The organism is Tenacibaculum sp. 190524A02b (assembly GCF_964036645.1).
GTDB lineage: Bacteria > Bacteroidota > Bacteroidia > Flavobacteriales > Flavobacteriaceae > Polaribacter > Polaribacter vairaonense.
Genome location: NZ_OZ038525.1, coordinates 845,701 through 860,358 on the forward strand (window position 1 = coordinate 845,701; position 14,658 = coordinate 860,358).

The window sequence follows — 14,658 nt, forward strand, 5'->3', positions numbered from 1 at the left end:
AATAACCAAATTATATACTATATATAGGAAGTTGGTTATATGAAGTAAGGGAGTTGTTTTATTATATGGGTAATACGATAAAATAAAGATTCATAAACATTATTACTAGTAACAAAACATTTAGGTGTTTTTTTCTTAAAATACAATTAATATGGAAGCTTTAATAAGTTAATAGTTTTGAAGGCATCAATTACTATAAACTATTCAAGCAATGAAAAAAATTACTTTTTTACTATTGGTATGCTTATATATGAGCTTGCCAATCAATTCTCAAAACAATTATTTAAAACACTTGTCCAGTTATCTGTCTAAAGGAGACGGTTCAGCAGAAACGGTAGCATTTAATTCTTCAGAAACTATTCCTAAAGCATTTTTAACAAATTCAAATGCCAATAGTTTTTCCATTGTTAATTTAACAGATTTAAGCAATCCGACTTTAATAAAAGAAGTGAGTTTAGCTAGTTACGGAGCTGGACCTAACTCCATTACTACCTATGGTGATTTAGTAGCTGTGGCAGTAGAAGCCACGGTAAAGCAAGATAATGGAAAAGTAGTATTCTTTAACCTAGATGGAGTATTTGTGAAAGAAATTACAGTTGGAGCTTTACCAGATATGTTAACTTTTACTCCAAACGGAAAAAAGTTATTAGTTGCTAATGAAGGAGAACCAAGTAAAGATTATATGAATGATCCAGAAGGTTCTATAAGTATTATAGAGCTATCTACAGGAATAAATAATGCTACTGTAAGTACTATTACTTTTGAGAGTTATAACAATAAAAAGTATGCACTATTAAATAAAGGCGTTCGTATTTTTGGTAAAGATGCTACAGTAGCGCAAGATTTAGAACCAGAATACATAACAGTCATAGAGGACGGAAGTATGGCATATGTTGTTTGCCAAGAAAATAATGCTTTATTGGTTATAGACTTAACAAACAACACGCTAAAAGATATTATGCCTTTAGGTTTTAAAGACCATAGTAAAGGAACACCAAGTGTTAAAAGCTATGTATTAAATGAATTGGTAGCTAACTGGCCAGAGTTAGGAACTCCTGTATATGATGGAGGACAACCAGCTGTGCAATTAGGTGGCTTTTCAGGGTTGTATTATGATGAAGTAAATTCTACGGATGAAAACATGGTGTTTTTTGCAGTACCAGATAGAGGACCGAATACAGCTTCTGTAAAGAAAGATAAATTTACACCTAATACAACACAAAATGTTCGTCCTTTTAAATTACCAAACTACCAAGGACGTATCGTTAAATTTACAGTCAATAAAAACTCGGGTACAGTAACTTTAGACAATCAAATTTTATTAACTAGAAAAGACGGTACAACACCAATCACAGGAAAAGGAAACATTCCTGGACATGATGAAATTCCAGTAACCTATTCAGATGCCAATACAATTTATAATAAGGTAGATTATACGGATGATAGTGGTGAAACGTATCATGCTTTATCGTATGATGAATTTGGAGGAGATTTTGAAGGGATACTTATAGATAAAAATGGAAAATTTTGGATGTGTGATGAGTACAGACCAGCATTGTATCAATTTGAAGCTAATGGAACGTTAATAGAGCGTTATGTGCCTGCTGGAACTTCTAACTTAGGAACTACTGTACAACCTGTAGGTACATACGGAGCAGAAACATTGCCAAAAGTATATAGTAAGCGAAGAGCTAACAGAGGCTTTGAAGCTATTGCTTATGATAAAGAAGCAGATATTATTTATGCTTTTATTCAAACACCAATGTACAATCCAGACAGTAGTACTAAAAACCAGTCGGATGTTATTAGAATTTTAGGTGTAAATGCAGCTAACGGAACACCCGTTTCAGAATATGTATATGTTTTAGAAAGAAATAGAGATGCTGGTTTTGCACATTCAAGAGTAGATAAAATAGGAGATGCGGTATATGCTGGTAATGGAAAGTTTTATGTATTGGAAAGAGATTCGTCAAACCCAGAAGATGTAGGAGGGAAGAAGTATGTATATAGTATAGATATTAATTACGCTACAAATACCTTAGGGAAAAACTATACAAAGCAGTTAGAAGAATTTACCACAGATGAGTTAATAGCGGAAGGAATAACCCCTGTAGTAAAGCATAAAGTAACCAATTTACCATCAATAGGCTATGTTAGTTCAGACAAGCCAGAAGGACTAGCGTTATTACCAGAAGGCAAATTGGCGGTATTAAATGATAATGATTTTGGAGTTGCAGGAGCAGGTATAACAGACAAAAGTGCATTAGGAATTATCTCTTTTGCAAATGATTATGGTTTTGATGCTTCTAATAAAGACGATAAAATAAACATTCAAAATCAGCCTACTTTAGGAATGTATCAACCAGATGCTATTGCAAGTTATACAGTAAATGGCATGGATTATATTGTAACAGCCAATGAAGGAGACGCTAGAGATTATGATGGCTATTCAGAAGAAACGAGAGTAAAAGATGTAACCTTAAATTCATCGGTATACCCTAATGCGAGTACCTTACAACAAAATGAAAATTTAGGACGATTAAAAACCACAACAGCAACGGGGGATTATAATAATGATGGAACTATAGATCAAATATACTCATACGGTGCACGTTCTTTTTCAATATTTGATAAGTATGGAAACCTAGTGTATGATTCAGCAGATTTATTTGGACAAACAGTAAAAGAAGAAGAGCCAGATTTGTTTAATCAAGATGAAGGAGAAAAAGACAATCGTTCTGATGATAAAGGCGTAGAACCAGAAGCAGTAGCTATTGGTAAAATTAATGATAAAGTATTTGCTTTTATTGGTTTAGAAAGGCAAAACAGCATTATAGTTTTTGATATTACGAATCCTAAAGAAGTAAAGTTTGTAACCTATTATAAAGACAACATTGCTAAAGGAGATGTAGCTCCTGAAATTATCAAGTTTGTAGGAGCAGCAAACAGTCCAAATGGTAAAAATATATTATTAGTTGGTTATGAAGTTAGTGGTACCATGGCAGTAATTGAATTAGATGAAAAAGCATTAGATATAAAAGAGTTTGAAACTGAAAAAGCATCTTTTACAGTATATCCAGTACCTACCCATACTACTTTAAATTTTAACGAACGTATTTCGGCTAAAATTTATAGCATAAACGGTAAGGTAGTAAAGGAATTTGAAAATAAAAATCAGGTAGATGTGTCTAAATTACCTACTGGAGTTTATATTGTTAAAACCAAAGAAAAAGGAACGAAACGTTTTTTAAAAATGTAGTATCTGATTAAATATAAAAGATAAAAGCTCTGGGAAACTAGGGCTTTTTTATTACTAAATATAGTATAGTTTAAGGTGTGAATAATAAAACTAAAGAAAACAAAAAAGCCGCTTAATATTTCTTTTATTAAGCGACAATTGAATAAATCTAAAAATTTATGCTTTTATACAGGTTCCTGATTTACAATCATTATCATCGCATTTACATATTTGTCCTGAGGGACACCAGTTTCCAGAAGAACATGCTCCCCCAGAAGATGGAGATCCATCACTTCCGTCCTGACCAGGTCTACCTTGTCCATTTATAGATTGACTTTCTTTTTTATTTAAGGCTTTACCTAATTTTAAAATGTTTTTTAGCATAATTTTAATTTTTAGTAAAAATAAATAAGAGGAAATAAAATATGGAATGAAAAAATATAATAAAAGTAAGGTTATTCTATACTTAACTAAAATTAACATTTAGCTACAATAAAATAAAGACAGCCTCTATAGGCTTTCTTAAAATGTAGTATCTGATTAAATATAAAAGATAAAAGCTCTGGAAAACTAGGGCTTTTTATTGCCAACCCTTTTCATGTATCAAAATTATTAAATATAAAGAGATAAATACAGTTCATAAGTCCAAGTAAATATTGAAATGTTCTGTTAGATTGTATTGAATAAAAAGCATTGTGTAATATCTTTTTTCAGGATTTATTATTTTATATTTATAATAAGTTATAAATATTCAAAGAAATTACTATTGTCATGCTTTTAAATTGCGAGTTAGAAATATGGCTTTATATATTAACATGAATATTGAAAAGATTAATGTTTTAAAGTAAAATTAATAATGAATAATCAAAAAATAATACAATCAGAAAAACTTTTTCTTAAAGAGAAAATAAATGGACTTTGCTCAATTGAAGAATTTAAAGCTTTAGATAGTAAAAAACTAACGGCAATATTAATTGATTTTTCAGAAGTAGATTTTGTTTCTAAAGGAGTGTTGGATAATATAAGATCTTCTAAGATACCAATTATTTTAGTAAATAATGATAAGGAAAAGATGGCAGAAACTTTTGGTGTAGGTTTTGAATCAGACGTAGTAATTATAGATTTATTAAATAAGCACTCAATACTTTTACCTTGTGTAATAAAAGATAATGGTTTTAATAATAATAGTAATGTTGTTAATGATGAACTTAAAAAATATAACGAAGTTAAATTTATTAAAGAATATATAAAGCAGGAAAACCTAGGTAAGTACCGAGAAATGGTACAAAATATCCAAAATACTACTGAAGAGTTGCCTAGTGGAGTTTCTGAAAGATTTTTTGCCCCAATAAATATTCCATTGAATTTTAATAATGGTCAGAAGGCAGAAAATCAAATATTATTAGAAATACTTCTTATAGCTTCAACTTCAAATCAAAAATATGCACGGGTAGTTACTAGGGGAGCAGGGTTTAATCCTTCTAGCGGTAAGGGTATGGCTGATAACGGTGATCAAAATAGAGGTTTTTTTCAGCAAACGATTAACTTCAATATAGAGCCGTTAGACTACCCCGATTTATTAATTTATGAAACTTCACCTAAAAATATTAATGGAGTAAAAACATATACTTCAGGGAGTAGTTTTGATGTTGGAGTAGATAAAGATGGAATAAGCGGTAGTTTCAACATAAGTAATTCTGAAACTACAGATATTAATGATTTTGATATAACTAATAACTCTAGTGGAAACAAAGCTAATTGGACATTTCAACTTTCAATGACTAAAGACTCAACAGATAATATGTTTATCGATCATTGGTATGAAAGTTACATAGGAGTAAAAGAAGTTCCTGAATTGGCTAAAAACAATTTGCAGCCTACCACTACATCAGTATGGGTAGTTGATGAAAGGAAGAAGCCTTTTAATTCAATAGTTACGTTCCAGTTTTCGTATGATGTATCTTATTTACATTGTTTTGTAACTAAAAAACCATTTAAATCCACTAAACATGTGGATCCAGCAAATGTTGAAGGTTGGAGAAGTTTTGTTATAAATTTCTCTGCTGTTAATGCGTAGTTTTTTAATTAAGAAGCTTTCAAATAGATTTGTTTTACTCTAATAAAGGTGTTTTTTATACCAAAATTTAGGTATACGAGTTTATAGACTTAGTTGAAGCTAAGCTATAAATACAGCATAGACAAATATAGCTGTGAAATATAAGAACCGAGCAATATTACGAGCAAGCCTTCTATAAATATCCTCAACGAAATAATAAATAATTAAATCAACAATAACTAGTATAATAAACCCATATAGGAAGCCTTCGTACTTCATGAAGTAAAAATATAAAAACAGAATTAACCAAAATGAATAAAAATATCACTATTGCAGCTGCTGGTAATACCGAACCGCCAGCTTATAAATTGATTAAAGATATTGGTTTTAAGATTGAAAAGAAAGGAGATTCTCTGATAGCTAAAAAAGACAATCTAACTTTTTATGCAAGTGGAGCATTAGAATTAGCAGGGGTAATTTTCTTATATGAAAGTAAAGGTGAAAATTGGAAAGTAGCGGATGAAATAATAAATGAATATTGTGATTTATTTAAAGATGATTAACAGCGTAGCTGTATTTAATTATTCTTTTTAGACTTATAAAACAGGTACAAAAGGTAAATTAGATATCCCATCAATAGTATGGAAAGGAAAAAAGGAAGGTTAAAACACATAATGAGTAAAAATAAAACTTTTACACTTCTATTTTGTAATGTTTCAGCACTTTTTAAGACAAAATAGAAGAACCTTAAAACTATGAGCGTATGAGTGCTGACATTTGGTATTTTGAAGATACAAACCTATTTAAAATATTATGTCCCCATAAATACCCAGCGTATACAAAAAATCATATACTAAGCTCTTATAAGAAGAGCGATTATATTTATTTTGAACAAGACGCTGCTAATAAAATTTATTTAATAGATAAAGGAAAAGTAAAAATAGGCTATTACACAGAAGATGGAGAAGAGGTTATCAAAGCCATTTTAACCAAAGGTGAAATTTTTGGAGAAAAAGCAATATTAGGCGTAGAAAAACGCAATGAATTTGCACAATCTATAGACAATACTACTTCCATATGTCCAGTATCTAAAGACACGATGTATTCACTAATGAGAGACAATGTATCGGTAAGTTTTAAGATTTATAAATTTATAGGACTTCGCATAAAAAAATTGGAAAGAAGGTTACAATTACTGCTTTATAAAGACACAAGAACCCGATTAATAGAATTCTTTAATGAATTATGTGAAGATTATGGCTATGAATGTGATGAAACTGGAGATCATGTAATTAAACATCCCTATACACAAAAAGACATAGCTACGTTAATAGGCACTTCAAGGCCTACCTTAAGTACGCTTATGAACGAGTTAAAACAAGAAAAAATAATCGATTTTAATAGAAAAGAGCTGAGGTTAATAAAAGTAAGTGCATAAATAACTTGCTCTAGGTTCTCAATCGTTAACTTTTGGCTTGTTAGTTCATAGTAATTCGTGGATTGATTTAATGCTTTTTGTAAACTCAGTTCAATTGTTTTGATGGAGACTGAGTTTATTGAGATAGCAATAAAAATGTAGCTACAAAACTGAACTTATTTAAAACTAGTATCCATAAATGGTGTTATAAGGCTAAAAAATAAGAACACTAACAAACAAAATTCTAAACATACTTCAGCTCAAAAGTATTCCCTAAATAACTATTCATTCATTACTTTTAGGAGCTAGTTTTGTTTTCAATTCATACAAATATCTTTATAGTTTATGTCATAGCAAGGTATCCGAAGGTAGGAATATCAAAGCTATCAATATAGTATTTTCTAAATTTTAAATTCCTACTTTTTTAAAGCATAAAAGGTTTTATAATTAATCTTCTTAGCACTATAAAAAACACATTCAATAATCATAAAAACGAATTTTTTATAAAAAAAATAGGAAGTGTCAGCTAGCTAACATTTTAAAAGGAATACTCAAAATATCTTTGCCATAGTAACTTTAAAACAAAAAACAATGAGGAAAATAATTTTAAGTGCCTTAGCACTAGCAGCCTTTACTTTTGTAGCGTGTAACAATGATGATGATACTATTACACCACCAGCAACAACCGCTAATTTAACAGTAGCTATAGATGGATTAGAAAACCTTGGTGCAGACTTTAAGTATGAAGGATGGATTATAGTGAATGGAGCACCAGTTTCAACAGGAGTTTTTACAGTGGATGATTCAGGAAAACTATCAGAAACGTCATTTACAGTAAATGCTACCCAATTAGCTGCAGCAAGTAAATTTGTACTATCTGTAGAGCCTTCTAATGATACAGATCCAGCACCAGCCAATACTAAAATCTTAGCAGGTGACTTTTCAAGTAACTCAGCAAGTATTTCATCTACAGGAATTGTTGCTGATTTTAAAAGTGCAACCGGAAAATACATTTTAGCAACTCCTACAGACGGAGCAGATAATAATGAACGTAGCGGTGTATGGTTTTTAGATGTTTCAGGAGGAAGCCCAGCAACAGGTTTAATTTTACCAAAACTATCAGCAGGATGGAAATATGAAGGTTGGGTGGTGATAGATGGTAAACCAGTAAGTACAGGTACATTTACAGATGCAGCAATGGCAGATGATAATGCAGCTACTTCAACTTTTAAAGGAGATATGGGGAATGGACCAGCATACCCAGGAGAAGATTTTATAAAAAATGCCCCTACAGGATTAACATTTCCTACAGATTTAAGAGGAAAAACAGTAGTTGTTTCTGTAGAGCCAGACCCAGATAATAGCATGGCACCCTTTACATTAAAACCTTTGGCACATACAGTTCCAGCGGATGCTAATGACCATGTTACATTAACTATGGGTAATGGCCCAGTAGCAGAAATAAAAGGTACTGTTACACGTTAGTTTTTTGTTAAGTACCCCTTAAGTTTAAGAGCAATCAATTATCTTTGGCTGCTCTTATTTTTTATAATGAAGTATAGACAATTAACAAAAGAACAGTTTGAAAGTTTACATGAAGAATTTGCTAAGTTTTTAGCTACGCAAAGTATTGATGTAAATGAGTGGAATCAAATAAAAAAAGAAAAACCACAAGTAGCAGAAGAAGAAATGAATGTGTTTAGTGATGTGGTTTGGGATGATGTGCTAACAAGAACGCAGTATTTAGAGCACTTTTCAAAAAGCATTTTAAACCTATTTAAATGTGAAGAAGATAAAATTCACAGAATAGTAATACAAATTGCAAATCCAGCTATTAATTTATTAGAACAAGAAGGATACCATTGGTTATTAAAAAACACCAATAGTAATGAGGTAGATATTTTAGAAGGAACTAAAAAATATCAACAAGAAAGAAATCCTGAATTATTTGACTTGATAGAAAAAGGAAGTACGATCTCTAAAGGAGAATTGTACGAATATTTTAAAAAGTTAATCACAAAAGAGTCATCATAGGCTACAGCTATGTTTTAAATGGAGCTTTTATTGTAAAAGCTGCAACAGTTTTTGAGTACCAGAACTCGCAATGTCTTCTATAATAGTTAAATTAGGGAAGGCATTTTTATTGACAGCAGGTTTAGGATCTATAAAATAAATAGGCGTATTCGGTTGTATATAATCTATTAAACTAGCAGCCGGATATACTTGCATAGAAGTTCCAATAATTACTAAGATGTCTGCTTGTAGTGTAATTTCAATAGCTTTTTCTAACATAGGCACATCTTCACCAAACCAAACAATATGAGGTCTTAACTGAGATTTCTTTTCACAAACATCACCCATTACAATATCTTTATCCCAATCATATACTAAACGTTCATCTGCTGTACTTCTAACTTTACGTAGTTCACCATGTAAATGCAACACACTACCACTTCCTGCGCGTTCATGTAAATCATCCACATTTTGGGTAATGATAGTTACCTCAAAATTCTTTTCCAATTCAACAAGGTTTTTATGGCCAAGATTAGGAGTTACGGTAAGCAGTTGCTTTCTACGCTGATTGTAAAAATCCAGCACTAAATCTGGATTACTCATAAACCCTTGCGGTGATGCTACTTCATAAATATCATGTCCTTCCCATAAACCATCCGCATCTCTAAAGGTTTTAATACCACTTTCCGCACTAATTCCTGCACCTGTTAATACTACCAATCGTTTTTGTTTCATAGTAAATATTTAAAATCTAAAAATAGGAAAATTTAGTATGTTTGTGTTATGATTAGCAAGGAATTATTGACGTATTTAGAAGGATATGTAACCGACAAACGTAAAAACTTATTTCATAAAGTTTTAGCAGAAAGAACACGTCATTTTACAGTGGTTTTAGAAGATATATACCAACCCCATAATGCAAGTGCAGTAGTTAGAACTTGTGATATTTTTGGAATTCAAGATATATACGCTATTGAAAACAAGTACACTAATAAAGTCTCTAGACATGTAGCAAAAGGAAGTCAAAAATGGTTAGACTTTCATCGGTATAGAGAAGATGGAAATAATACAGCAACTTGTTTTGAAGACTTAAAAAGCAAAGGATATCAAATAATAGGGACTACACCACATAATGATTCTTGCTATTTATCGGATTTTGACGTTACTAAAAAATCGGCTTTTGTATTTGGAGTAGAGAAGGAGGGCATTTCAGACTATGTAAAAGAACATGCTGATGGTTTTTTAAAAATACCCATGGTTGGTTTTACAGAAAGTCTAAACATATCTGTAGCTGCAGCCATTATTTTACAAGATGTAACCAGTAAAATAAAACAAGCGGATATGAATATAGCTTGGCAACTAACTCTTAAAGAAAAAGAGGTAATCTACATGGAATGGATTCAAAAAACGATTAAAAATGTAGATAAAATCATTGAACACTTTCATAAAAATTAAAAGTTTTTACATCAGTTAGCTTCTAGTCCTTGGCTGTTAGCCTTTGGTCATAGGCAAGAAGGTTTTGTTATGTTGAGGAATGACTATACACTAGTGCGAGAAGGTTTTGTTGCGTTGCGGAATGGCTATACACTAGTACGAGAAGCTTTTGTTGTATTGAAGAATGGCTATGCACTAGTGCGAGAAGGTTTTGTTGTGTTGAGGAATAGTTTTACACTAGTGCGAGAGGGTTTTGTTGTGTTGAGGAATGGCTATACACTAGTGCGAGACGGTTTTGTTGTGTTGCGGAATGGCTATACATTAGTGCGAGACGGTTTTGTTGTGTTGCGGAATGGCTATGCACTAGTACGAGAGGCTGTCTTGTCCTGAAATAGGTTTACATTCAAATGTAATTAAATGGAACGATATTCAAAGACATCATCATCTAAGTGGCAAAATAGATATAGTGAAGAATTTAAAAGATTTGTTTGTAATGAGTTTTTAACAGGAACAGCAACTCGTAGATATATAGAACAGAAATATAGAATTGGTAATTCACGAATTACTTATTGGTTAAGAGAATTTGGTTATAATGATTCCAAATCTACTTTTGTACCTTTACCTACTATGTCACAATCTAAGAGTCAATCTAACATTAAAAAATCTAATTCTGATTTACTTAAAGAATTAGAAGAAGCTAAATTATTAGCTGAAACTTATAAAAAAATGATAGAGTTGACTGAAAAAGAGCTAAAAATTAAGATTGTAAAAAAGTCCAATACCAAGTAATCCAAGAGATGAAAACTAATTATCCCAAAGTAAGTTTAGGCAGGTTCTGCCGATTACTTGGTGTGACTCGTCAAGCATATTACCAACATTTTTGGTATAAAGAACAGTTATGTTTTGAAGAAGAATTAATAGTAAAACAAGTTCTGAAGATACGTCGAAATCATCGTCATATGGGAGGTAGAAAGCTTTATGAAAAGCTTCAACCTTTTTTATTAGAACATCAAATTAAGATGGGAAGAGATCGATTGTTTGATATACTTGGTGCTAATCATCTGTTAGTTAGAAGGAAAAAGAAACAAACAATCACTACAAACTCATTCCATAGATTTAAAAAATATTCTAATCTAGTTAAAAATATGGCTCCAACAGCTCCTAATCAATTATGGGTTAGTGATATTACTTATTGGAAGCTTAATAATAGTTTTAGTTATATAAGCTTTATAACAGATGCTTACTCAAAAAAGATTGTTGGTTATCATTTAGGTTATAGTTTACAAACCTCAGAAACCATTAAAGCTTTAAAAATGGCATTATCTAACTTGCCAAATCATTGTAAATTAATACATCATTCAGATAGAGGAACACAATATTGTAGTAATGAATATGTAAAGTTATTAAAGGAAAACTCTATAAATATTAGTATGACAGAAAATGGAGATCCTCTTGAAAATGCAATAGCAGAAAGAGTTAATGGCATTATAAAAGAAGAATACTTAAATGATTATAAAATTGATAATATTGAAGAGGCTAAGAGTTTACTGGATCAAGTTGTAAAATTATATAATGAAGAAAGACCGCATATGAGCATTGGAAACCTTACTCCAAATCAAGTACATCAGAACAATTTAAAAGTTGAAAAATTATGGAAGAGTTATTATAAGAAAAATCCTATTATTGTAAACCAATAATAGGACTAAATATTAAATGTAAACGTATTATAGGATTAATCTAAAATATGTAAACTTTTTTTAGGACAAGACAGGCTTTTGTTATGTTGCGGAATGGCTATACATTAGTGCGAGAAGGTTTTAAACGAATACTATTCGACTATTATACGCTTTTTATACTTTTACTTTATGAAATATCTATATATAGTTACTCTTGTTGATTCTTTATAGGAAAACATTAGAATCTTCAATAGTATTAAGCTAAGGAGCTTAATAACATAAGTTGATATAGGGTCATTTTATAGTTTTAAATTAGTTAAAAATCTAGTAGATTTGTAGATAATGGGAATAAACACCATTGTGTTTATCCATTCGTTAATCTGTAATCTTCGCTTCGCTCGCTTACAGATTAACGTTGTGGGTAATGCGAAAAAACGAAATGAACCGAATTTTAACAATATTTATTGCTTTGGTTGTCTTTGGATGTCAACAACCACACAATAAGAAAACTAAAAATTATCCTAATGGACTATTTCCAATTAAGGAGTATGGAAAGTGGGGATTTATCAATTCAAAAGGAAATAACGTAATTACATGTCAATTTGATGAAGTTGGTGAATTTTCGGAAGGACTTGCTGGAGTTTTAATTGACTCAACATGGGGATTCATTGACATAACTGGAAAAATAGTTATTGAACCAAAATTTTACAGTACTGCCAAGTTTTCCGATGGTCTTTGCAACGTTAAAATTAAAACAGATTCAAACCTTCAAAATGCTTTTATCCGAAAAGATGGTTCAATAGCTTTTAAATCCGAGCACAAAAACATAAGTTCATTTGCAAATGGTAGAGCCACCTTAAAAATCAACAATGAAGTTTGTGTGATAGATACTTTAGGTAAAACTGTATTCAATACTCATTATCCGTATGGAGGGGGGGCACCTCTTCAAGACGGAATTGTACATGTTTGGAGCGGAGATTCTACTAAATATTTTGACAGAGGTGGCAACCTATTATTGCACTTGGATGGAATGGGACACGATAGTTTTAACCAAGGCATTGCAAAAATCAGAAAAGACAACAAAACAGTTTACATAAATAAAAAAGGAGAAGTAGTAATACGGCCTGAAAAACCTGACTTAACCTATTTTGAGTTTTCTGATGGATTGGCACAGGCAACTATCTCCGGCAGTAATCACAAATCTGGTTTCATCAATAAGAAAGGTAAGATTGTTATTCCTATAGTTTATTCAGAAATCAATAATTTCAAAGAAGGACTAGCTGCTTTTAGAGATTCAATTTACTATGGTTTTATTAATAAAAGAGGAGAAACAGTTATTGAGCCACAATTTGAACATATTGGCTATATTGGATTTAAAAACGGGTTGTGTGAAGTAAAAAAAGACGGACAATGGGGCTATATTAACCACAGTGCTGAATTTGTCTGGAAATCACAAAAAGACGTTCAATATAAAAAACTGGATTTGACTAAATGGCAATTGGACACACTGGAAATTAATACCCCAATGTATGGCGGTATATATGCGGGATATGACAACAAGCCAAGAAAAGCAAATTTTTCGATTAATGACGATTTTTACTTGAAAGTTGACACATCTGATATCACAGTATTTGCAGATAAATATTTAGGCTGTAAAATTTATTTAATAAATGGAACTAATAGCACAATTAAAATTCCAGCACAAGATCATAGGATTAAAATAATTCAACAGGCTCTGAATGAAAAGAATGAATGGCAAGATATTGAGAATTTCATAAATAGTTGGTGTGGTAATAGCTACCACTCAATTCAAATTCTACCAAAGTATTATCAAATTTACACAGCTCCAATAACAAAAGGAGATTTCAGCACGAGTTTGAGATTTCGATTAGAACTAAATGACACCATAATACATTCAAATGAATATATTGGCAAAATTAATAAAGAACAATTATTGAAACCTGAAGAGAAAGACAAAACAGGAATAGCCGTTTGGACAAATTGAAAAAATAAAAAGCACATACCCATAACAATGCTTAAAATTAATGTGGGTTTTAGTGCTTAATCGGAAAGCCTACGCTTCCCTATTCCCGTACTAATCATAGCTGAAGCCGTCAGACTGCGCAAAAACTTATGATAATAAATCTTGTAAAAGGGTTAAAATATATGTAAATTAAAGTATTGTTTTTCAATACTTTTTTTATGGATTTCAAAAAAGGTTTTAATAGGAATCAACTTCTAATGATGGATTTTAATTCCATGGTATCAATAGATTCTTGGGCTAGGATTGTAGATTTATTTGTTGAAATTCTACCACTTAATGAATTAGGGTTCATAGATGTTTTGGCTAAAGAAGGTGCACCTCCTTATCATTCTTCTGATTTACTTAAACTATATCTCTATGGTTATAAACACAGTATTCGCTCCTCTAGAAAATTGGCACATGCTTGTAAAGTTAATATAGAGGTCATATGGCTATTAAATGGATTAACTCCTTCCTCTAAAAGATAGCCTATTTAGTTTGTTTTATAATACTAATGTAAGAGGTTTTTGTAGCGTTTTTTTGGTGATAAAACTCATAAATCGAAAGAACCTTTTCTTTTTCAGTTCTTTAATAGTTGTTGCTTTATAATAACTATATAAATCAGAATAAAACACAAAAATTGGTATTCTTTTAGTAAAATAATTTAAATTTGGTTAACAGAAAAAGGGATCTAATCCCCATAATAAACCATAGGTAAAACGATACCGCATAGTTCAACTACGGATTAAATTAAAATGCGCCTCTGGCATATATGGTTTAATCCTATAATGTTTGTACTTA

Annotated in this window: 13 protein-coding genes; 11 read left to right on the forward strand and 2 right to left on the reverse strand. The window is 31.0% G+C overall.

Annotated features, from left to right (window positions below; translation table 11 throughout):
• The first annotated feature begins 211 nt into the window (after positions 1 to 211).
• A complete protein-coding gene (locus ABNT65_RS03450) occupies positions 212 to 3,259 on the forward strand; it encodes a choice-of-anchor I domain-containing protein (RefSeq protein ID WP_348747172.1) in 3,048 nt (1,015 codons plus the stop codon).
• A 156-nt stretch (positions 3,260 to 3,415) separates the two neighbouring features.
• Here ABNT65_RS03450 and ABNT65_RS03455 read toward each other — a convergent pair whose 3' ends face one another.
• Positions 3,416 to 3,622 carry a hypothetical protein gene (locus ABNT65_RS03455; RefSeq protein WP_348702932.1) on the reverse strand — a complete coding sequence of 69 codons (207 nt, stop codon included), beginning with the start codon at positions 3,620 to 3,622 and terminating at the stop codon, positions 3,416 to 3,418.
• Between the two features lie 472 nt (positions 3,623 to 4,094).
• On the opposite strand from ABNT65_RS03455, the gene ABNT65_RS03460 reads away from it, so the two are divergent.
• The 5 genes from ABNT65_RS03460 to ABNT65_RS03480 all read left to right on the forward strand — a co-directional run bounded on the left by ABNT65_RS03460 (position 4,095) and on the right by ABNT65_RS03480 (position 8,745).
• Positions 4,095 to 5,315: a hypothetical protein gene (locus tag ABNT65_RS03460; protein WP_348747173.1), complete on the forward strand. Its 1,221-nt coding sequence runs from the start codon at positions 4,095 to 4,097 to the stop codon at positions 5,313 to 5,315.
• A 290-nt stretch (positions 5,316 to 5,605) separates the two neighbouring features.
• Positions 5,606 to 5,857 (forward strand): hypothetical protein, encoded by a 252-nt coding sequence (locus ABNT65_RS03465; RefSeq protein ID WP_348747174.1) that lies wholly within the window; start codon positions 5,606 to 5,608, stop codon positions 5,855 to 5,857.
• A 200-nt stretch (positions 5,858 to 6,057) separates the two neighbouring features.
• Complete coding sequence (locus ABNT65_RS03470; protein ID WP_348702929.1) at positions 6,058 to 6,732, forward strand: Crp/Fnr family transcriptional regulator; 675 nt, start codon at positions 6,058 to 6,060, stop codon at positions 6,730 to 6,732.
• Between the two features lie 570 nt (positions 6,733 to 7,302).
• The gene (locus ABNT65_RS03475; protein WP_348747175.1) at positions 7,303 to 8,196 is read left to right on the forward strand and encodes an anti-sigma factor; all 894 of its coding nucleotides are present in this window, start codon (positions 7,303 to 7,305) and stop codon (positions 8,194 to 8,196) included.
• Positions 8,197 to 8,262: 66 nt separating this feature from the next.
• A complete protein-coding gene (locus ABNT65_RS03480) occupies positions 8,263 to 8,745 on the forward strand; it encodes a DUF6495 family protein (protein ID WP_348747176.1) in 483 nt (160 codons plus the stop codon).
• A 27-nt stretch (positions 8,746 to 8,772) separates the two neighbouring features.
• On the opposite strand, the gene ABNT65_RS03485 is transcribed toward ABNT65_RS03480, so the two are convergent.
• Positions 8,773 to 9,459: an NAD-dependent deacylase gene (locus tag ABNT65_RS03485; protein WP_348747177.1), complete on the reverse strand. Its 687-nt coding sequence runs from the start codon at positions 9,457 to 9,459 to the stop codon at positions 8,773 to 8,775.
• Between the two features lie 48 nt (positions 9,460 to 9,507).
• Between ABNT65_RS03485 and ABNT65_RS03490 the strand changes: the two genes are divergently transcribed.
• From ABNT65_RS03490 to ABNT65_RS03510, 5 genes are all read left to right on the forward strand, one after another.
• Positions 9,508 to 10,179 carry an RNA methyltransferase gene (locus tag ABNT65_RS03490; RefSeq protein ID WP_348747178.1) on the forward strand — a complete coding sequence of 224 codons (672 nt, stop codon included), beginning with the start codon at positions 9,508 to 9,510 and terminating at the stop codon, positions 10,177 to 10,179.
• A gap of 396 nt (positions 10,180 to 10,575) precedes the next feature.
• The gene (locus ABNT65_RS03495) at positions 10,576 to 10,947 is read left to right on the forward strand and encodes a hypothetical protein (protein WP_348747179.1); all 372 of its coding nucleotides are present in this window, start codon (positions 10,576 to 10,578) and stop codon (positions 10,945 to 10,947) included.
• A gap of 8 nt (positions 10,948 to 10,955) precedes the next feature.
• Entirely contained in the window at positions 10,956 to 11,855 is a 900-nt protein-coding gene (locus ABNT65_RS03500) for an IS3 family transposase (protein ID WP_348746436.1), read from the forward strand.
• 403 nt (positions 11,856 to 12,258) lie between these two features.
• A complete protein-coding gene (locus ABNT65_RS03505) occupies positions 12,259 to 13,839 on the forward strand; it encodes a WG repeat-containing protein (protein ID WP_348747180.1) in 1,581 nt (526 codons plus the stop codon).
• Between the two features lie 197 nt (positions 13,840 to 14,036).
• Positions 14,037 to 14,345: a transposase gene (locus tag ABNT65_RS03510; protein WP_348747181.1), complete on the forward strand. Its 309-nt coding sequence runs from the start codon at positions 14,037 to 14,039 to the stop codon at positions 14,343 to 14,345.
• Positions 14,346 to 14,658 lie beyond the last annotated feature (313 nt).